General features: G+C 52.8%; 20 protein-coding genes and 1 pseudogene. 6 read left to right on the top strand and 15 right to left on the bottom strand.

Translation table 11 applies throughout. From position 1 onward, the window contains the following. Positions 1-19 precede the first annotated feature (19 nt). Positions 20-1,246, top strand: coding sequence for a type II secretion system inner membrane protein GspF (gene gspF, locus B9Z32_RS03185; protein WP_108419912.1), 1,227 nt, complete (start codon positions 20-22; stop codon positions 1,244-1,246). Positions 1,247-1,259: 13 nt separating this feature from the next. After that, the gene (locus tag B9Z32_RS03180) at positions 1,260-2,162 is read left to right on the top strand and encodes a 5'-nucleotidase (RefSeq protein WP_108419911.1); all 903 of its coding nucleotides are present in this window, start codon (positions 1,260-1,262) and stop codon (positions 2,160-2,162) included. Here the strand turns inward: B9Z32_RS03180 and B9Z32_RS03175 are convergent. The 15 genes and pseudogenes from B9Z32_RS03175 to B9Z32_RS03105 all read right to left on the bottom strand — a co-directional run bounded on the left by B9Z32_RS03175 (position 2,159) and on the right by B9Z32_RS03105 (position 16,352). Next, entirely contained in the window at positions 2,159-3,112 is a 954-nt protein-coding gene (locus tag B9Z32_RS03175; RefSeq protein WP_233248037.1) for a DMT family transporter, read from the bottom strand. The genes B9Z32_RS03180 and B9Z32_RS03175 overlap by 4 nt on opposite strands. A 132-nt stretch (positions 3,113-3,244) precedes the next feature. Continuing rightward, positions 3,245-4,114, bottom strand: a complete 870-nt coding sequence (htpX, locus tag B9Z32_RS03170) for a protease HtpX (protein WP_108419909.1) — start codon at positions 4,112-4,114, stop codon at positions 3,245-3,247. 109 nt (positions 4,115-4,223) lie between these two features. Continuing rightward, entirely contained in the window at positions 4,224-5,036 is an 813-nt protein-coding gene (locus tag B9Z32_RS03165) for a DUF3025 domain-containing protein (RefSeq protein ID WP_108419908.1), read from the bottom strand. Continuing rightward, positions 5,021-6,052: a dihydroorotase gene (pyrC, locus tag B9Z32_RS03160; RefSeq protein ID WP_108419907.1), complete on the bottom strand. Its 1,032-nt coding sequence runs from the start codon at positions 6,050-6,052 to the stop codon at positions 5,021-5,023. The genes B9Z32_RS03165 and pyrC overlap by 16 nt, the downstream gene beginning before the upstream one ends. 7 nt (positions 6,053-6,059) lie before the next feature. Next, positions 6,060-6,308: pseudogene (locus tag B9Z32_RS03155) on the bottom strand (LysR family transcriptional regulator); the annotation flags it as partial. A 7-nt stretch (positions 6,309-6,315) separates the two neighbouring features. Next, the gene (locus B9Z32_RS03150; protein WP_108419905.1) at positions 6,316-8,157 is read right to left on the bottom strand and encodes an ABC transporter ATP-binding protein/permease; all 1,842 of its coding nucleotides are present in this window, start codon (positions 8,155-8,157) and stop codon (positions 6,316-6,318) included. A 70-nt stretch (positions 8,158-8,227) separates the two neighbouring features. Further along, a complete protein-coding gene (locus B9Z32_RS03145) occupies positions 8,228-8,719 on the bottom strand; it encodes a thioesterase family protein (RefSeq protein ID WP_108419904.1) in 492 nt (163 codons plus the stop codon). A 25-nt stretch (positions 8,720-8,744) separates the two neighbouring features. Further along, positions 8,745-9,509, bottom strand: coding sequence for an enoyl-CoA hydratase (locus B9Z32_RS03140; RefSeq protein ID WP_108419903.1), 765 nt, complete (start codon positions 9,507-9,509; stop codon positions 8,745-8,747). Positions 9,510-9,551: 42 nt separating this feature from the next. Beyond that, positions 9,552-9,947 carry a DUF2147 domain-containing protein gene (locus tag B9Z32_RS03135; protein ID WP_108419902.1) on the bottom strand — a complete coding sequence of 132 codons (396 nt, stop codon included), beginning with the start codon at positions 9,945-9,947 and terminating at the stop codon, positions 9,552-9,554. A gap of 96 nt (positions 9,948-10,043) precedes the next feature. Continuing rightward, the gene (locus B9Z32_RS03130) at positions 10,044-11,855 is read right to left on the bottom strand and encodes an acyl-CoA dehydrogenase C-terminal domain-containing protein (protein ID WP_108419901.1); all 1,812 of its coding nucleotides are present in this window, start codon (positions 11,853-11,855) and stop codon (positions 10,044-10,046) included. A 55-nt stretch (positions 11,856-11,910) separates the two neighbouring features. Then, positions 11,911-12,501 (bottom strand): TetR/AcrR family transcriptional regulator, encoded by a 591-nt coding sequence (locus tag B9Z32_RS03125; protein WP_233248181.1) that lies wholly within the window; start codon positions 12,499-12,501, stop codon positions 11,911-11,913. Positions 12,502-12,714: 213 nt separating this feature from the next. Then, positions 12,715-13,584, bottom strand: coding sequence for a fumarylacetoacetate hydrolase family protein (locus B9Z32_RS03120; RefSeq protein ID WP_108419899.1), 870 nt, complete (start codon positions 13,582-13,584; stop codon positions 12,715-12,717). A 105-nt stretch (positions 13,585-13,689) separates the two neighbouring features. Next, complete coding sequence (locus B9Z32_RS03115) at positions 13,690-14,439, bottom strand: SDR family NAD(P)-dependent oxidoreductase (protein WP_108419898.1); 750 nt, start codon at positions 14,437-14,439, stop codon at positions 13,690-13,692. A gap of 70 nt (positions 14,440-14,509) precedes the next feature. Next, a complete protein-coding gene (locus B9Z32_RS03110) occupies positions 14,510-15,244 on the bottom strand; it encodes an SDR family oxidoreductase (RefSeq protein WP_108419897.1) in 735 nt (244 codons plus the stop codon). Then, positions 15,234-16,352, bottom strand: a complete 1,119-nt coding sequence (locus B9Z32_RS03105; protein ID WP_108419896.1) for a mandelate racemase/muconate lactonizing enzyme family protein — start codon at positions 16,350-16,352, stop codon at positions 15,234-15,236. The genes B9Z32_RS03110 and B9Z32_RS03105 overlap by 11 nt, the downstream gene beginning before the upstream one ends. A gap of 202 nt (positions 16,353-16,554) precedes the next feature. On the opposite strand from B9Z32_RS03105, the gene B9Z32_RS03100 reads away from it, so the two are divergent. The 4 genes from B9Z32_RS03100 (at position 16,555) to B9Z32_RS03085 (ending at position 20,433) form a co-directional block, all read left to right on the top strand. Next, on the top strand, positions 16,555-17,277 hold the full coding sequence (locus B9Z32_RS03100) for a FadR/GntR family transcriptional regulator (RefSeq protein ID WP_108420953.1): 723 nt from the start codon (positions 16,555-16,557) through the stop codon (positions 17,275-17,277). 44 nt (positions 17,278-17,321) lie between these two features. Further along, positions 17,322-18,320 carry a sialic acid TRAP transporter substrate-binding protein SiaP gene (locus B9Z32_RS03095; RefSeq protein WP_108419895.1) on the top strand — a complete coding sequence of 333 codons (999 nt, stop codon included), beginning with the start codon at positions 17,322-17,324 and terminating at the stop codon, positions 18,318-18,320. 103 nt (positions 18,321-18,423) lie between these two features. After that, positions 18,424-18,999: a TRAP transporter small permease gene (locus B9Z32_RS03090; protein ID WP_108419894.1), complete on the top strand. Its 576-nt coding sequence runs from the start codon at positions 18,424-18,426 to the stop codon at positions 18,997-18,999. Positions 19,000-19,038: 39 nt separating this feature from the next. Beyond that, the gene (locus B9Z32_RS03085) at positions 19,039-20,433 is read left to right on the top strand and encodes a TRAP transporter large permease (RefSeq protein WP_108419893.1); all 1,395 of its coding nucleotides are present in this window, start codon (positions 19,039-19,041) and stop codon (positions 20,431-20,433) included. The last annotated feature ends 5 nt before the right edge of the window (positions 20,434-20,438 follow it).

Here is a 20,438-nt window from a genome sequence, read left to right as displayed (position 1 = left end):
TTTTTCAGATCTTCAATCAATGCCCGCCTACTCTTTTGAAGCTCTGCAAAACGATGGCGCCTTGCGCAAAGGCGTGGTCGAGGCCGACAGCGCCAAAGCCGCTCGCACTCAACTGCGGGCGCAGTCTTTAGTGCCATTGAGCGTGCAAGCCTTGGCCCCCAGCAGCTCAGACAAGCGCAGCATATGGCAGTACAACATTGGCTCGAGTCGTTGCTTCTCGCCCAATGCCTTGGCCGTTTGGACACGCCAACTTGCCAGCCTGGTGGGCAGCGGCCTGCCCTTAGAGCGCGCCTTGGCGGCACTGAGCGATGAAGCGGAATCAGAAAAGCAAGCGCATTTGGTGGCCAACCTCAGGGCCGAGGTCAATGCGGGCTTGGGCTTGGCCAAAGCCATGTCTCAACATCCTTCCGAATTTTCTGCGCTTTACACCTCGGTCATCAGTGCTGGCGAGCAAGGCGGCAATTTAGGTGCAGTGTTGGGGCAATTGGCCGACGACTTGCAAGACCAGCAAACGCTCAAAGCCAAGCTCTTGAGTGCCTCCTTGTATCCCGCCATCGTAAGCCTCATTGCCTTGCTCATCGTGATTTTTTTGCTCAGCACGGTGGTGCCGCAAGTGGCGCAAGTTTTCTCTGGCAATCAAAGAAAACTGCCCACCCTCACCGTCTTCATGCTGGCGCTCAGTGATTTTGTGCGCAACCATGGTTGGACTGTGGCACTGCTGTTGGTGTTGGGCTGGTTGGGCTTTCAGCAGGCCATGAAACAGCCCAGTTTGCGTGTGCAGTTTGATGCGGCATTTTTAAAATTGCCCATTTTGGGAAGGCTGGCCACAGGCTACAACACCGCCAGGTTTGCAAGCACCCTGGCCATGCTAACTGGGGCTGGCGTGCCCATTTTGAAAGCCCTGCAATCGGCTGCAGACACCTTGTCCAACCAAGCCATGCGCGAAGATGTGCTCGATGCCTTGGTGTTGGTGCGCGAGGGCGCGCCCTTGGCCATGGCCATTGGGCAGAAGAAGCGTTTTCCCAGTTTGCTGGCCATGTTTGCAAGGTTGGGTGAGCAAACCGGCCAACTGCCCCTCATGTTGCAGCGCGCAGCCCAACAACTTTCGGCCGATGTTCAGCGGCGTGCCTTGGCATTGGCCACCATTTTGGAGCCTTTGCTCATTGTGGCCATGGGCGGGGTGGTCATGCTCATTGTGTTGGCCGTGCTCATGCCCATCATGGAATTGAACCAATGGGTTCGTTAACAAGGAGCATCCCATGCCAGTCAGCCTAGATGGTCAGTTGGTGGTGGCTATTTCGTCGCGCGCCCTGTTTGACTTTGAAGAAGAAAACCTGGTGTTCGAGCAAAGCGACGACCGTGCTTACATGAAGCTTCAATTGGAGCGACTTGAAGAACCCGCCAAGCCAGGCGTTGCTTTTTCTTTGGTGAAAAAACTTTTGGCCTTCAACGATGCGCAAACGCAGCGTGTGGAGGTGGTCATTTTGTCGCGCAACGACCCTGTCTCGGGCATGCGCGTTTTCAGATCTGCACAGCACTATGGCCTGCCTATTCAGCGCGGAAGTTTCACGCGTGGCCAATCTCCTTGGCGGTATTTAAAACCTCTGAACGCCAATTTGTTTTTATCGACCCATCTCTCCGATGTGCGTGCCGCCTTAGATGCCGGCGTTCCAGCTGCGCAGGTCTACCCTCACTCTGCTCACGCATCCGAGGCCCATCCCCATGAAGTGCGCATTGCATTTGACGGCGATGCTGTTTTGTTTTCCGATGAAGCTGAACGCATTTTTCAGTCGGAGGGATTGTCTGCATTTCAAGCGCATGAGCGCGCCAAAGCTTCGCAACCTTTGCTGGCTGGGCCTTTCAAGCCTTTGCTGGCGGCACTTCACCGCTTGCAGCAAGAGGGCACGCCCGCTATTCGCGTTAGAACGGCACTGGTCACAGCGCGCAGTGCCCCGGCGCACGAACGTGCCATTCGAACCCTGATGGAGTGGAACATTGAGGTAGACGAGGCCATGTTTTTAGGCGGCTTGCCCAAAGGCGAATTTCTCAAAGAGTTTGAGCCCGACTTCTTTTTTGACGACCAAACAGGCCACATTGAGTCGGCAGCCCAACACGTGCCAGCCGGTCATGTGGCCAGCGGCATTAGCAATCCGACCCACTAAGGCAGCGCTTCAGGCTCTTCTTTTCTGCGGCCCTCGCGCCGCGCAATCCAGATGGTCGACACCAAAATGACTGCGGCGCCAAGCCAAGTCCATTTGCTGGGGATGTCACTGAAAACCAACCAGCCCAAGAGAGAAGCCCACAACAAGTCCAAGAACCGAAGTGATTGGGTGGCAGAAATATCAGCCACACTGAATGCTTTGGTAAAGCTGTAATGGCCAATGGTGCCCAACAAGCCTGCCACCATGAAACCACTCCACTGCCAAAGTGTGGGGGTTTGCCAATTCAGCAATGCCAAGGGCAAGCTGAACAAAGTCACCGTGAGGGATTGCCACATCACAATCACCCCTGGCTTTTCAGTTCGGGTGAGGTGCTTGGTAATGAGAAATGAAGCTGCAAACACAGGCGAAGATGCCAACATCACCAAGTTGTACCAACCGCCAGTGCCCGATAAATTGGGGGCCACCACTACGATCACACCGGCAAAGCCAATAGCGGCTGCAATCCAACGGTCTTTGCGCATGGGCTCCCCCAAAAACCAGGCCGCGCCCAGCATGATGAAGATGGGCCCTGTAAAACCAATGGCCGTCATGTCGGCCAATGGAATTTGGGGCAACGCCACAAACCACAACATGAGGCCAATGGTGTGCACACCACCCCGCCAAAACTGCCCTTTCACATTGACTGGTACATAGGCGCTCAAGCCTTGGTGCCACAGCAAAGGCAACATGACGATCAAGCCACAAAAATAGCGCAGAAACTGAGCCTCAAAAGGATCCATTTGCATGGACAAACCTCGGGCAATGGTATTGAGCAAGGAGAACGTCAAACCACCGAGAGTCATCCAGGCCATGCCCCGAACAGGCCCTGGCAAACGTTCAAAACGACGTGAGCTTTGAAGAAGCGCGAGGGTTAAAAATCGCTGCAGTGAAGTGGGAACAAATCTGGACACCAGTGCACTATAAAGGACGCCTGTGTGAGCCAAAGTCTCATGGGTTACCAGAAGCCATCTTCAGGGCGTGCAGAGCGCCATGAAAAAAGGCCCAGCCATGTGGCTGAGCCTTTTCAATCAAGAAAGCTGTGCTCAGTTGTTTTGCAAAGCCGCAATACGCTCTTCAATGGGGGGGTGCGTAGAAAACAACTGGCCAATGCCACCTGCAATGCCCATGGCCGCCATGCTTTTTGGCAACTCGGCGGTGTGCAAACCGCCCAATCGGGCCAAGGCATTCACCATGGGTTGCTTGCGGCCCATGAGTTCGGCAGCGCCGGCATCGGCTCGGAACTCGCGTTGGCGGCTGAACCAGGCCACCACAATGGCAGCCACAAAGCCCAACAAAATGTCCAAGACAATGGTCGTAATCCAGTAACCCATGCCAGGGCCGGTGTTTTCTTCGTCGTTCTTGCGCAAGAAACTGTCGACGGCATAGCCCACCACTCTGGACAAGAACACCACGAAGGTGTTCATCACACCTTGAATGAGGGCCATGGTGACCATGTCGCCATTGGCGATGTGGGCCACTTCGTGAGCCAACACAGCTTCAATTTCTTCGTGGGTCATGTTTTGCAACAGGCCCGTAGAGACGGCAACCAAGGCAGAATTTTTGAAAGCGCCGGTGGCGAACGCGTTGGGGTCGCCCTCGAAGATGCCCACTTCTGGCATACCAATACCCGACTTGTCGGCCAATTTCTTCACCGTGTCGACCAACCACTTTTCGTCGGCATTGCTAGGCTGCGCAATGACCTGAACACCCGAGCTCCACTTGGCCACGGGCTTGCTGATGAGCAAAGAAATGAACGCGCCACCAAAACCCATGATCAGGGCAAAGCCCAGCAAGGCAGTTAAATCTAAGCCATTGGAAGTAAGAAAGCGGTTCACGCCCAACACACTGGCCACAACACCCAACACCAGCACCACAGCCAAGTTGGTCAATACAAACAAAATAATGCGTTTCATGAGTAATTTAGGTTTACTGCCCAGCGAAGGCCAAGCACACAGGCTGAATATTAGGGGTGACGCACGCAAAATCAAGTGCGCGACTTTAATTCCTCAAAAATGAACGGAATTAGGCCCCTCTCGGTGGGCGAAACACCTGTGTATCGGCATAAAAATCAGGATTTTCATTGGCTGGCCACCACCCAGGCACGCCTAAAACAGGGGTTGGCAAAAAGGGTTTGGCGGCCAACTTTCTGGGCTGCAGGTCTTGCGCCAACCAGGCATCCCATTCGGAAGTTGGTAAATTGGAAGGCACACGCCACAAATGAACCGTGATGGCTTTGTAAGGATTGACCAATTTTTCCAAAGCCGCATGGCCAAAGACCCACATCTGCACGTCTTGCCAGCTAGATTTCAGGTTGACAAATGCCTTGTGCCAATGCCTTTCTTGCAAAGTACGCCAAAGGTCATCGGGCAATTGAATCAAGGTGGCGTTTTCGTCAAACACTGTGACAGCATCTCGCACGGGCCCACGCACCGCGCCCACCCCTTGCGCTTGAATGGCTGTTGCTTGGACTAGATTGATTTGCTTTTTGGCCAAGGGAAACTGCAACCAACACAGTGCATTGAAAAAATCGTGAAGGCCATCTCGCGTGGGCACACTCTGAGTGTCAAAAATAAATTGCTCGTACGCTTGGCCGTCAGGCAAGGCTGACTGCGGCACAAACTGCACCTCACAAATGGCATGGGCCAGGCCCTGAGCCTGGGCCTGGGTGCCGAGGTCTTGCATGCTCAACTCACGCTTGTGCAAAGCGAGTGTTGCGTTGAAAGCTTGTTCAACCGAAACGCCCTGCTTTACCTGATGGGCAATGGGTTCACCTCGTTCGCGCCAGGGCTTGAGCCAAGGCGCTTCCCAATCAATGCTGCTTAGGCCATGCGCCATGGCAAGGCTTCGCCAGAACGCAGCGGCTTGAGTTCAGCCTCGCCAAAAGGAAAGCTTTCTTGGGGCGTCCAAGATTCGCGCTTTAAAGTGATCTGGCCCTGATTGCGCGGCAAGCCGTAAAAGTCGGCGCCATTGAAACTGGCGAAGGCTTCGAGTTGATCGAGCTTGTCTACGCTGTCAAAAGCTTCTGCATACATTTCCATGGCGGCATGGGCTGTGTAGCATCCGGCACACCCAGTGGCGTGCTCTTTCAAATGGGCTGGGTGAGGTGCGCTGTCGGTGCCCAAGAAGAATCGCGCATTGCCAGAGGTGGCTGCGTTCAACAAAGCCAAGCGATGGGTTTCGCGCTTGAGCACCGGCAAGCAATAGTAATGGGGCCGAATACCGCCTGTGAAAATAGCGTTGCGGTTGTAAAGCAAATGATGCGCCGTGAGGGTAGCGCCCATGAAACGATCGGCAGACATGACATAGTCTGCGGCGTCTTTGGTGGTGATGTGCTCAAACACAATTTTGAGCTCTGGAAAATCTCGGCGCAAGGGAATGAGCTGCGTCTCAATAAACACCGCTTCACGGTCAAACAAATCGATGTCGCTGCTGGTCACTTCACCGTGCACCAACAAGAGCACGCCCTCTTTTTGCATAGCGGCCAAAGTAGGATAGATTTTTTTCAAATCAGTGACGCCTGCATCGCTGTTGGTGGTGGCGCCAGCGGGATACAACTTGCACGCAAGCACACCTGCCGCTTTGGCTTTCACAATTTCCTCGGGTGGCAAATTGTCGGTGAGGTACAAAGTCATGAGGGGTTCAAAATGAACACCCTGAGGAACGGCGGCCAAGATGCGCGACTTGTACTCAAGGGCCATGGCGGCTGTGGTCACGGGCGGCTTCAAATTGGGCATGATGATGGCGCGGCCAAATTGCGCTGCTGTATGGGGCACCACCGTTTTGAGCGCATCACCATCGCGCACATGCAAATGCCAATCGTCAGGCTGGGTGATTGTCAGATTTTGGGTCATGTTCATCTTTCATTTCAGATTTGATGCTTTGCAAAGATTGCAGCAATTCAAGCGCTTTGGCATGTAACACCTCGCCAGCCGGCGTGAGTGTGGTGGGGTATGAACTGCGATTGATCAAGTCAGTACCGGCCCAAGCTTCAAGCGATTGAATGCGCCTAGAAAAGGCCGATTGGGTGATATGCCGCAACTGAGCAGACCGGCTGAAACTTCGCGTTTCAGCCAAGCTGACAAAGTCTTCAAGCCACTTGGTATCCATGCACGCATTATCCCGCAGTTGCCCCCTCAGAGCTGGTCTCTGAATTTTGCTGCAACGCCCACATTTGAGCGTATCGGCCATTGAGTTGCAGCAGCTGGGCGTGATTGCCCCGCTCAATAATGTGCCCAGCCTCCATGACCAAAATTTCGTGTGCATCCACCACGGTGGACAAGCGGTGGGCAATGACCAAGGTGGTTTTGTTTTGGGCTGCGCTGGCCAACTCGGCTTGAATGGCTCGCTCGTTGGCCGAGTCGAGTGCCGATGTGGCTTCATCAAAAACCAAGATGGGTGGGTTTTTGAGCAAGGTTCGCGCAATGGCCACACGCTGCTTTTCGCCGCCCGACAGCTTCAGGCCGCGCTCGCCCACGGAAGTGGCATAGCCCTTGGGGGTGGAAGCGATGAAATCGTGAATGCGCGCCGCTTTGGCCGCGGTTTCAATTTCTACTTGGGTTGAACCTGTGCGGCCATAGCCGATGTTGTAAGCCACCGTGTCGTTGAACAACACCGTGTCTTGCGGCACGATGCCCAAGGCTTTGCGCACACTGTGCTGCGTCACTTGGCGAATGTCTTGCCCGTTGATGGTGATGCGGCCTTGCTGCACGTCGTAGAAGCGAAACATTAAACGCGCCAATGTCGATTTACCAGAACCAGAAGGGCCCACCACAGCCACTGTTTTACCTGAAGGAATTTCAAAGCTGATGTTGTGCAAAATGGGGCGGTCTGATTCATAGGCAAACGACACCGACTCAAACTTCAAATGCGCGCCTTGCTGGCAATTCAAATCGGGCGCGTTGGGTACATCGGCCACTTCGCGTTCTCGGTCCATCAGCACAAACATCTTGTCTAAGTCAGTCAGACTTTGTTTGATTTCGCGGTACAATACACCCAAGAAATTCAAGGGAATGTAGAGCTGAATCATGAAGGCGTTGATCATGACCAAGTCGCCCAAAGTCATGCGTCCTTCCACCACACCTTGCGTGGCGCGCCACAGCATGGCCACCAAAGCGGCAGCAATGATGAGCTGCTGTCCCGTGTTGAGCAAGGACAAAGACGTTTGCGATTTCAACCTTGCTTTGCGCAGTCGCTCCAAGCTTTCGTCATACCGGCTGGCTTCATAGGCTTCATTGCCAAAGTACTTCACGGTTTCGTAGTTGAGCAAGGAGTCGATGGCTTTGGTGTGCGCTGCTGAATCAAATTCGTTGGCTTGTTTTCTGAAATGCGTACGCCACTCGGTAATGCGCACTGTGAAGAAAATGTAAAAACTCAGGGCGGCCAATGTGATCCATGCAAACCAAGCGTCAAACTTGACCGCCAATATGGAGAGCACCAGTGCCACCTCAATCAAGGTGGGCACGATGCTGTAAAGCGAGTAAGAAATAAGCGATTCAATACCGCGCACACCGCGCTCTATGTCACGCGTCATGCCGCCCGTTTGGCGCGCCAGATGGAAACGCAAGCTCAGGGCATGCAAATGCTCGAAGGTTTGAAGCGCAATGGTGCGTGCTGCGCCCTGCGTGGCTTTGGCAAAAACCAGTTCGCGCAGTTCGGTGAAGGCAGAGGTCATGAGCCGAAGCGCACCATAGCCCAACAACAAAGCCACCGGCACCACCAAGATTTGAGCCGGGTCGTTGGGCTTGAAGCTCATGGCGTCGACCAAATCTTTCAGCAACAGGGGCACGCTGACGTTGGCCAATTTGGCGCCCACCATGAACAACAAGGCGGCTGCCACACGCCACTTGTAGGTCAGTAAATACGGCAACAACCTTTTCAGGGTTTTGGTGTCTGAGTCTTGAGGGATGTTGGCAGCTGAGGAAGCTACAGGCGGAGAACTTTCACCGTGGTGGCGCATGGGACACAATCTGAATCAAAATCAAGCTCACATTGTGCACCTGTCTGAGACGGTGCCTCCAACTTTGTACTCAAGAAGTGAGATAGGCCGCCGTGCCCGTTGACAGCAATTTGCCGTCGGCACTCAAAAACTCCATGCGCGCATTGCCCACTCTGGCACCAACCCGCATGGCCTCGGCATGCACGATGAAAGAGTCGCCAATGCCAGGCCGCAGAAAATCGATGCGCAAATCGATGGTGCTGTGGCGCGCAAAGCGTTCTAAGCGCTTAGCCACAGATTCATCCATGTGCTTGGCGCCTAACGCTGCCATGACTGCCAAGCTGCCCATGGCATCTAGCACGGCACTGATCACACCACCATGAATGCGGTGATACGCATAGTGGCCCACCAGCTCGGGTTTCATGTTGAGGCTAGCCACAATGCCCGTGGCCTTGATTTTGTCAACCTTCAAGCCCATCCACTGATTGAAGAGAATTTTCTCTTCGTAAATGTCGTGCAAGGCGGCAATGAACTCTGGCTCAAATTCAACGTCGGTGGGAAGGTCTGAGCGCGAGGAAGTCATGGAAGGTCTAAGTTGGCAGAAGAACTTAGATTTTAGAGAAGTCTGGCTTGCGTTTTTCCATGAAAGCACCAAAAGCTTCTTTGGCAGCAGGCTCGGTGAGCATGCGTCTGAAGCTTTGTCCCTCTTCGCCCATGCGCTCAATGAGGGCCTTGGTCTGTCCACCCTTCATCAAGCGTTTGGTTTCTATCAATGCAGAAAGAGGCTTGGCTGCCAATTTCTTGGCCTGAGCCTGAGCATGGGCATTGACTTCTGTAGGTGGCACCACGCGATTGACCAAACCAATTTCCAAAGCGGCTTCAGCAAAGAATGCCTCACCCAAAAGCAAAGCCTCTGCGGCACGGTGATAGCCAAACATTTGCGGCGCCAGCATGCTGGATGCAAATTCGGGACACAAGCCTAAATTGACAAAGGGCATGGAAAACGCAGCGTTGTCGCCGGCATAAACCAAATCGCAGTGAAACAACAAGGTGGTTCCAATGCCAACCGCTGGACCTGCCACCGCGGCAATCACAGGTTTTTCAAACATGGTTAAAGCACGCATGAAATGAAAAACCGGAGAGTCAACGGTAGACGGCGGCTTGTTGAGAAAGTCGCCAATGTCATTGCCCGCACTGAAAATACTTTCGTGCCCTTGAATGACCAAAACCCGAATGGCGGCATCGGCTTGTGCTTGGTCAACGGCTTGCGCCATGGCGGCATACATGTTGCCTGTGATGGAATTCTTTTTGTCTAAGCGATTGAAGGTGAGGGTCATCACACCTGCGTCGATGTGGGTCAAGATGTCTGACATGGCGTAGCTTCTTTCGAAAAATAAAAGTGAGTGATGCTCGAATTAAGGCACGCGCACCCAAGTCTGTGTTCGGCCAATAGGGCCAAATGAACCGCGCACTTCCAACTTGGCACCATTTTCAATGGGCGTTAAGCGCAGGGCATAGGTTTTTCCATTTTCAGGATCGAGAATTTCGCCATCTTCCCAAACATTTTTGCCACTGGCTTTCTTGGCGCCTCGAATGATCTCAAGCCCCACCACTGGCTGGTTTTTGCGATCGTCGCTGCACTTATCGCATTTGGCAGCAGGGTCTGCACCTTTGCGCAGCACCTTCTCAACTCGGCCCTTAACGGCACCTTGATGCTCAAAAATAACAACCATGCTTTTGAGCTCCCCCGTTTTCTCATCCAAGGTGTGCCATTGGCCCACTGGTGAGTTGGCCAAAGCCCAGGGCGTCATGAGACATGAAAGCGTCAGTAAACTGATTTTCAAAAGGCGAGTTGTCAAGTTCTTTGTTGTCATAAGTCAATCCAAAAAAATTCAATCAGACGTCAGTCAGGATAAGGCCAAATCAGTGTCCATTAAAACATCAGCACCAGAACGAGCCGTGTTCATCAAGCTCAATGTTTCGGGCAGCAAGCGAGCAAAGTAGAAACGAGCTGTTTGCAGTTTGGCTTTGTAGAACGGATCGGGTCGCTGGGCTTCTTCCTCGGCAGCTGCAATTTTGGCCAAAGCCACTTGCGCCATGCGCGCCCAGAAATAAGCAAACACCAAGTGACCTGCTACACGCAAATAGTCTACCGAAGCAGCGCCCACCTCGTCGGCGTTGCCCATGGCCTTCATGCCAATTTCGGTGGTGAATTGCGTCATCTTTTGGCCCAAGTCAGCCAATGGTTTGATGAACTCGGCCATGGCTTCATTGCCTATTTCTTGCGCGACCAACTTGCCAATCAGCTTGCCAAATTTTTGCAAACTGGCACCTTGATTGCCGAGTACTTTTCGGCCCAGCAAATCAAGTGACTGAATGCCATTGGTGCCTTCATAAATCATGTTGATGCGCGCATCGCGCACATACTGCTCCATACCCCACTCTTTGATGTAACCATGGCCACCAAACACTTGCTGGCACATGTTGGTAGCGGCGAAACCGTTGTCGGTTAAAAAGGCTTTCACAATGGGCGTCAACAAGGCCAAAATTTCTGCAGAGTCGGCACGCACTTTCTCGTCGGGGTGGTTCAACTCTTTGTCGAGCAGCAAAGCACCATAGCAAGCCAGCGCACGGCCACCTTCGGCGTAAGCCTTGGCCGTTAGCAGCATGCGCCGCACATCGGGGTGAACCAAGATAGGGTCTGCAGGTTTGGCCGGCGCTTTCACACCAGACAAACTGCGCATTTGAAGACGGTCTTTGGCATATGCCAGCGCATTTTGATAAGCCACTTCTGTGAGGCCCAAAGACTGATTGCCCACACCCAAACGCGCGCCATTCATCATGACAAACATGGCGGCCAAACCTTTGTTGGGTTGACCCACCATGGCGCCTACCGCACCGTCTAGCACCATCTGACAAGTGGCATTGCCATGGATGCCCATCTTGTGCTCCAAACCACCACAGTAAATACCGTTGCGCTCACCGACAGAGCCATCTGACTTCACATTGAATTTAGGCACCACAAACAAGCTAATGCCCTTGCTGCCCACTGGTGCATCTGGCAATCTGGCCAAGACCAAGTGAACAATGTTGGCCGCTAAGTCGTGCTCACCCGCACTGATGAATATCTTTTGACCGGTGAGGCGGTAAGTGCCATCGGCCTGCGGCTCGGCCTTGGTGCGAAGCATGCCCAAGTCGGTGCCGCAGTGTGGCTCGGTGAGACACATGGTGCCAGTCCATTCACCGCTGGTGAGCTTGGGCAAGTACATGTCCTTTTGTTCTTTGGAGCCGTGTGCTGACAAGCACGCATGTGCACCATGCGACAGGCCAGGGTACATGGTCCAAGCTTGGTTGGCGGAATTCAACATTTCAAAGAAGCACTGATTCACAATCAGGGGCAAACCTTGACCGCCATATTCTGCTTCGGCACTGAGAGCGGCCCAGCCACCTGCCACGTACTGCTCGTAAGCTTCCTTGAAACCCTTGGGCGCTTTCACTTCATGGGTGTCACGGTTCAGATGGCAGCCTTCTTCATCGCCAGAGATATTAAGCGGGAAGACCACTTCAGCGGCAAACTTGCCGCCCTCTTCCAGAACAGCGTTGATGGTTTCTGCGTCTGTTTCTGCATGCTTGGGCAAGGCTTTCAATTCATTTTCTAAATCGAGTACTTCATGCAAGACAAATTGCAGATCACGCAATGGAGGGTTGTAGGTTGGCATGGTTTTCTTTCAAAAAATTCAATTTAAAGCATTGGGGTGTGGCGCTTTGGATCTATCAAGCTGACGGTTGATTTCGCGCCACAATTTCTGTAAAACCTTTGCGCGCGCGGTCTGCTGCGCCAGGATTGCGCAAAAAACGGGCCTCGTAGTGCAGCGCCAAAATGAGGCCATGAATTTCAAAGGCTACTTGCAAGGGGTCTGCCACGGCGGTGAGGTGTTTTTCTTCTTGTTCTTGCGCCACAGAGCGTTGCAGTGCGTTTTGCCAAGTGCTCACCGACGATGCCAGCGCATCCCTCACTGAACCTGGCCGATCATCAAACTCAACCGCGCCGCTGATGTAGATGCAGCCTGAGTCAATTTCTGTGGTGGTGCGTTGCATCCAATTGTCAAACAAAGACTGCAAGCGTGGCAGGCCTCGCGCGCAACTGAGCGCAGGATAGAAAACTTCGCTTTCGAAACGGTCGTGGTATTCGCGGATGACAGAAATTTGCAATTCTTCGCGCGAACCAAAGTGCGCAAACACGCCCGATTTGCTCATGCCTGTTACTTCAGCCAAGGCCCCGATAGAGAGCCCTTCCAGTCCAATTTGAGATGCCAAACCCAAAGCCGCATCGACAATGGCCGCTTTGGTTTGGCGGCCCTTCATCAAGGTTCTGCTGCTGCCATCTTCGGCAACTTGTGAAGCTTGTGACAAAGAGGTGATGTGACGCACATTCATGGTTTGCAAGTTTTTAAAATAGAACGCTCGTGCTATTTTGCATGAAAAAGAAAGCATCGGCAAAAAGAAAAGGCGAATCAGGGTTATTCCTGACTCGCCCAGATTGCCGTCTTGGAGACGGACACACTCGAAGCTTGGTGCTTAAGCTTTGCGTTTGTAGGCCACCACTTTTTGGGTTTGCTCGCCCAAGCCTTCAATGCCCAAGTGCATCACGTCGCCCTTTTTCAAGAACACGGGCGCGGGTTTGCCGTCCTTCTTCACGCCCATTCCCACACCTGGCGGGGTGCCAGTGGTAATTACATCACCGGGCTCGAGGGTCATGAACTGGCTGACATAGCTCACCAATTTGGTCACCCCAAAAATCATGGTTTTGGTGGAGCCATCTTGCATGCGCTGGCCATTCAATTCCATGTACATCTTCAGATTTTGCGGATTGGGCACTTCGTCTTTGGTAACCATCCAAGGACCGATGGGGCCGAATGTGTCGCAGCCCTTGCCCTTGTCCCAAGTACCGCCCATTTCAAGTTGGTAGGCGCGCTCGCTCACGTCATTGACGGTGCAATAGCCAGCCACATAGTCGAGCGCTTCTTTTTGTGTCACATAGCTTGCGCGCTTGCCAATCACAATGCCCAACTCAACTTCCCAGTCTGACTTCAAAGAACCTTTGGGCAACATGACGTCATCGTCTGGGCCTTGAATGCAAGAAGTGGCCTTGATGAAAACAATGGGCTCTTTGGGAATAGGCATGTTGGCTTCAGCCGCATGATCGGCGTAGTTCAAGCCAATGGCAATGAACTTTGGCACGTGTGACACGGGGCATCCCATGCGGGGCTTGCCTTTGACCAAGGGCAGCTTGTCAGTTTTAAGTTTGGCCAATTTGGCCAAGACTTTGTCAGACAGCTGTTCAGGGCCAATGTCGGAAACCACGCCACTGAGGTCACGCAATTTGCCTGCTGCATCAATGAGACCTGGTTTTTCTTTGCCGGGTTGGCCATAACGCACGAGTTTCATGGGAACTTCCTTTGTTAAAAATCGATGGAATTGTGAATTGCCACTTTTGATGGTGATGGTGCTGGTGATGTCGATACCGATGGCAAGATTGTGATCGAAATCACTTCAATAAGTTGAACGGCCACCGGATAAATCAAACACAGCACCTGTTGAGAAGGAGCAATCTTCGGTCATGAGCCAAGTGACCATGGCCGCCACTTCTTCGGGCATGCCAAAACGGCCCATGGGAATTTTGGACAACATAAACTGAATGTGCTCCGGCGTCATCTGATCGAAAATGGCGGTTTTCACGGCGGCAGGCGTGACGCAATTGACCCGCACGTTGGTACTGGCCAATTCTTTGCCCAAGGATTTGGTAATGGCCATGACAGCAGCTTTGCTGGCACTGTAAGCACTGGCGTTGGGGTTGCCGTCTTTACCTGCCACAGAGGCAATGTTGACAATGCGGCCTGCTGGTCGATCTTTCAAATGCGGAGCCCATTCGCGGCAGCAATAAAACACGCCATTGATGTTGACATCCATGACTTGCTGCCAAGCATCTACCGGATAGTTCCAAACTTGGGTATTGGGGCCTGTGATGCCAGCGCAATTGACCACGGCATCGACCGGACCGATCTTCAAAGTTGCCGCAGTGGCCGCAACCACAGAGGCATGCTGCGACACATCGACTTGCACACTGTGCACAGAGCCAGGGTGTTTCAAGCTGGCAAGCGCTTTGTCCATACCGGCTTCATCGCGGTCCCAAATTGTGACGCTACCGCCAGAAGCCAGCACACGCTCTGCAATGGCATAGCCCAAACCTGTGGCACCGCCGGTAATGACCGCGTGGCGGCCTTTCATGTCATATTGGTTCATGGAATATTGTTCAGTGAAGTGAGTTGATAAATTGAAAGATTCGAATTTAATTTGATGGCTTGAAGGCCGCTTAAATGGTCATGCCACCATCAACCATGTAAGCGTTGCCAGTGGCAAAAATGGCTTCGTCGGAGGCCAAGAAAACAATGATAGGGGCAATTTCATGGGCTTGTGCCAAGCGGCCCATGGGCTGACGGGCAATGAAGTTTTTGCGCGCTTGAACGGGATCGGCTTCTGCGTTGATGCGGTCATGCAAAGAAGGTGTCTCAACCGTACCAGGACAAATGGCATTGCATCGAATGCCTTGGGTCACATAGTCGGCAGCCACGCTTTTGGTGAGGCCAATGACAGCTGCTTTCGAAGCGCCATAAATAAATCGGTTGGGCAAGCCGCGCACGCTAGAGCACACGCTGGCCATATTGATGATACTGCCGCCACCTTGCGCCAGCATTTTTGGCAACACAGCTTGAATCATCCAAAACTGTGCACGCGCATTGAGGCTGAAAGCAAAATCCCAGTCTTTGTCGGTGGCTTGCAAAATGGTACCGCTGTGCACTACGCCAGCGCAGTTAAACAGGGCATCGATGCGCGGAATTAGCGCCACTTGCTTTTGAATATCGTCTTTGTTCAAGACATCAAGCACCGCAGTGTGAACATTGGCAACGCCCGCATAGCTTTTGAGCAGCTCGGCATTGACGTCGGTGGCCCACACAGTGGCGCCCTCTGCCGCCATGGCCATGACGGCTGCATGACCGATGCCTTGTCCGGCAGCGGTTACCAAAATGTTTTTGTTCTTAAGTCGCATGATTAATCTCCAAATAAATCTGTTGCCGTTTTTCAATGGCATCCCAATTCCATAGGATGCCCAAGCCATTTGTGTCGGGCGGATATGCAAAGCCGTCTTGAACTTTCATGCGCGAATGTGTGATGTCGTCCAGCTGGGGAATGTATTCAACCCAAGTGGCATTGGGCACTGCGGCACACAAGCTCACATGCAACTCCATGAGGAAGTGAGGGCAAACAGGCACATCGAAGGTTTCGGCCAAATGCGCCGTTTTGATCCACGGTGTGATGCCACCAATGCGCGCCACATCGGGCTGCACCACACTGCACGCGCCTTGCTCTAAATATTCGCGAAACTGCATGGGGTGGTACATCGATTCACCCACCGCCACCGGAATGCTGGTGTGCTCGCGCAAGTGCCGGTGCCCGCTCACATCTTCGGCAGGCAATGGCTCCTCGAGCCAAGCCAAATCGAGACCCTCAAACGCTTTGGCGCGGCGCACCACTTCTGCGCGGTGAAAGCCTTGGTTGGCATCGGTCATGATCTCAAAACCGGGGCCTACAGCGTCTCGCACAGCTGACAAACGGGCCACATCTTCGCTCACATGCGGCCTGCCAATTTTGATTTTGGCACCCTTAAAGCCCTCCTCTTTGGCTTTCAAAGTTTGCTCGACCAAAACCTCGGTTGACAACTGCAACCAGCCGCCTTCAGTGGTGTAAAGCGGCACCTTGTGTTGCGCGCCCCCCAACAATTGCCACAAGGGCAGCTGCTGGCTTTGGGCTCGCCAATCCCATAGCGCCGTATCGACACAGGCAAGTGCCAAGCTGGTCATGGCACCAACCGCTGTGGCATGGGTGTGAAAAAACAAATCTTTCCAAATGGCTTCAATGTGAACTGGGTTTTGACCCAATAGGCGTTGCACCAAATGGTCCTTGAGCAAGGCCACCACCGAGCTGCCACCCGTGCCAATGGTGTACGCATAGCCCGTAGCCTGGATGCCATCACTGCAAAACAAGGTGAGCAAAATCGTTTCTTGGGTGACAAACGATTGAATGGCGTCGGTACGCTTCACCTTGGGCGGCAAGTTGACCTGCCGCAAGTGAACGCGATCGATGGTGACTGAAGTCATGGTGGCGATAAATTGATTGCGACGAGTTCGGGTTTGTTTGGATGAAAACAGTCTTGACCCTCACTCAGGTTCCATGTGAAGATTGTGCAACTGGTCTGACCAATTGTCCAATGCGCGTATTCCCTGACAAGCCGTCTTTGACCTCACATTGGTTGACCCCACTTTGAATGACCCCACGTTTTTAAATAAGCAAATTCTGTTCATGCCAGACAAGTCAGTCGAACCCCAAAGGCTTTACCGCCAAATTGCCAAACAAATCCAAGACCTCATCAAGTCTGGTGAGTTTGCAGTGGGTTCTCGCTTGCCCGCCGAACGTGACTTGGCCACACAACTGAGTGTCAGCCGGCCGTCGGTCAGAGAAGCACTCATTGCTCTGGAAGTTGAAGGGGTCATTGAAGTTCGAACTGGGTCTGGCATTTATGTGAAATCTTTGGGGCAAAGCTCTCACAGCAAGTCAAATTATCTCAACACCCCCGCCGAGTGGGGCCCCTTGGAAGTGATGCGTGCGCGCTTATTTATTGAGGCTGAAATGGCGGCATTGGCGGCTGAGTATGCATCGCCGGCCGATATCAAAGCCATGTCGGCTGCCTTAAAAGGCATGGAAAAAGATGCCAAGGCTGGGCGCATTCCACGTGACAACGACATTGCGTTTCACATGGCCATTGCCAACGCATGCGCCAACAGCGTCATGCAAGACACCCTGAAGCTGTATCTGCAAGCCAGAAACGGACCTTTGTTTGAACGCCTTGGCGACTATTTTGAGTCTCCAGCTTCTTGGGTTTCGGCCATAGCAGAACACCATGAGGTGTTAGCTGCCATTCAAGCACACGATTCACAGGGCGCACGCAAAACCATGCAGAAACACCTGCGGCAAGCCCACAAACGATTCAGCGCTAGCTGGCGAAGCGCACCTTCTCGAGCTTAGTTTTTCGCCAGCACATCCAAATCATTTCAACCAAAGGAGACACCATGACCACCAAACGAAACTCACTGAAAGCTCTGGCCAGCGCCAGCCTCATCGCCTTAGGGCTGGTAGGCGCGTTGGGCAGCACCGCCGTGCAAGCGCAAACCAAACTGAAATGGGCTCACGTCTATGAGACTTCAGAGGCCTATCACACAGAGTCTGTGTGGGCTGCCGAAGAAATCAAAAAACGCACCAACGGCAAATTTGAAATTCAGGTTTTCCCAGCTTCCACCTTGGGCAAAGAAACCGACATCAACCAAGGTCTCACTTTGGGCACGGTTGACATGATCATCAGCGGCCCTTCATTTGCAGCCCGCGCTTATCCCCGTTTCGGCATTGCTTACTATCCTTTCATCTTCCGCGATGGTGACCACCTCATTGCTTACTCCAAGAGCCCCGTGTTTGCAGAGATGGTGAATGAATTCCGCGCCAAAACTGGCATTCAGGTCACTGCCTATACCTACTATGGCGCGCGTCACACCACCGCGCAAAAAGCATTCACCAACTGCGCCGGTATGAAGGGCATCAAAATTCGCGTACCTGATGTGCCTGCCTACCGTGCCACGCCAGAGGCATGCGGCGCCAACCCAACACCCATTGCATTTGCCGAAGTTTATTTGGCTCTGCAAAACGGCACTGTGGAAGCCCAAGAAAATCCTTTGACCACCATCGAAGCCAAAAAGTTTTTTGAAGTTCAAAAAGCAATCATGCTGACGGGTCACATCGTGGACGGTTTGACCACGCAAATTGCACCTCACGTTTGGAACAGACTTTCTGATGCAGAAAAGAAAATTTTTACCGATGTGACACAAGAGGCTGCTGTTCGCGCAACCGCCAAAATCAAAACACGTGAAGCCGAGTTGGCCGAAGAGTTCAAGAAAAAAGGCTTGCAAGTGGTGCAAGTCGATCGCAAATCTTTCCAAGACGCTGTCTTGAAAAACAAGCCACTTGAATCCATGGGCTTTACCAGAGCTGATTTCGACAGAATTCAGGCTGCGAAGTAAGTTGTTCAGTGCATGCACCGGGCCCCTCGGGGCTCGGTACATTCAAGTGGGTCGAGCCGAAAGGCCCGACCTTTGAGGTTTTTTGCGTTTTGAAGGACAACCCATGAGCAACACCCCCGACCTAGACGCCATGCCCAAAGTGATGGGCGACGATGGTCAGTTTCATGCCGTTGATGAAGAAGTCGATTTGTCTGGCACCCCCATAGAAGCTTGGGTGGCCTTGGGATTTTTTTGGTTGCTCGGTGCAACTGTGTTCTACCAATTTTTCACGCGCTATGTGCTCAACAACTCGGCATCGTGGACCGAGGAAATTGCGCGTTACTTTTTAATTGCCGTTGTCTTCACTGGCGCCGCCATTGGTGTGGCCAAAAACAACCACATTCAAGTTGATTTCTTTTTTCGTTTCATGCCATCTTGGATGTCCAGAGTCATGACCACCTTGGTCGACATTCTGCGTGTGGCTTTTTTTGTGGCAGCCACCTTCCTAACTTGGCAAATGATGCAGAAGCTGGGATCTTACAAAATGACCATCGTCGATTTGCCCATGAACTTGGTTTATGGCGTGGTGATGGCAGGCTTTGCAGCCATGAGTTTGAGAGCCATGTGGGTTATGAAAATTCATTGGCAACGCGGCTTTACGGTCTTAGAGCGTCCCGAGTCAGAAATGACCGACCGCTGAATCTCTGTCCTTTATGTTTAGACGCCTGAAAGTAGTCGCATGTTAAAAATTCTTTTCTTGCTCCTCATGAGTGGTGGCATTCCAGTTGCTATTGCCATGGCAGGTGCGTCGCTCATTTATTTGTTCTGGACGCAAAGCTCGCCACCCTTTGTAGTCATTCACCGCATGGTGTCTGGCATTGACAGCTTTCCACTTCTTGCTGTGCCCTTTTTTATTTTGGCTGGCAACCTCATGAACAACGCAGGCATTACCAACCGCATCTACAACTATGCCTTGGCGCTGGTGGGTTGGATGAAAGGCGGCTTGGGCCACGTCAATGTGGTGGGCTCTGTGGTATTTGCTGGTATGAGTGGCACGGCCATTGCCGATGCAGCAGGCCTTGGCACCATTGAAATCAAGGCCATGAAAGACCATGGCTACAGCACCGAGTTTGCCGTTGGTGTCACCGCTGCTTCGGCTACGCTAGGCCCCATCATCCCCCCGAGTTTGCCGTTTGTGATTTACGGCATGATGGCCAATGTGTCTGTGGGCTCTTTGTTTCTTGCAGGCATCTTGCCAGGTGTTTTCATGGCTTTTTTGATGATGGTCACTGTGGCCTACTTTGCCCATAAAAACAACTGGGGCTCTGACGTCAAATTCAACTGGCCTCGCGTTCTCAAGGCCTTGTCAGAAACTGCCGTGGTGGTGTTCTGGCCCTTTTGCGTTTGGGGTCTGGTTACAGTGTTTGAAACACCACCCCAAATGACGGTGTTTGTGGCCTTGGCCTTTTTATTTGTGGCAGACAAATTATTCAAGTTTCAGGCTGTGTTGCCCATCATGACGCCCGTACTGCTCATTGGCGGCATGACCACTGGTGTATTCACACCCACTGAAGGCGCTATTGCAGCATGCGTGTGGGCGCTCATTTTGGGCTTCCTCTGGTACCGCACCCTGAACCTCAAAATGTTCGTCAAGATTTGTTTAGACACCGTCGAGACCACTGCCACTGTGATGTTCATTGTGGCTGCGGCCAGTATTTTTGGTTGGATGCTCACGGCCACAGGCGTGACGGCGGCCATCAGCGATTGGGTGCTGGGCGTGACGCAAGAGCCCTGGAAGTTCTTGCTCTTGGCCAACTTGCTCATGCTCTTTGTAGGCTGCTTCTTAGAGCCCACTGCGGCCATCACCATTCTGGTTCCTATCTTGGTTCCCATTTGCCAAAAATTGGGCATCGACTTGGTTCACTTTGGTTTGATCATGGTACTCAACCTCATGATTGGCTTGCTGCACCCCCCCATGGGCATGGTGTTGTTTGTGTTGGCACGTGTGGCCAAACTCAGCGTGGAAAGAACCACTGCTGCCATCTTGCCTTGGCTGTTTCCCTTACTGGGCAGTTTGGCGGTCATCACTTACGCACCCAGCTTGGTGCTGTGGTTGCCAAAACAATTTTATTAAGTCGA

The sequence above is a fragment of the Limnohabitans sp. MMS-10A-178 genome, assembly GCF_003063375.1.
Classification (GTDB): Bacteria; Pseudomonadota; Gammaproteobacteria; order Burkholderiales; family Burkholderiaceae_C; genus Limnohabitans_A.
The sequence above is the reverse complement of the archived record's forward strand: the minus strand, read 5'-3'. Positions and strand labels throughout refer to the sequence as shown.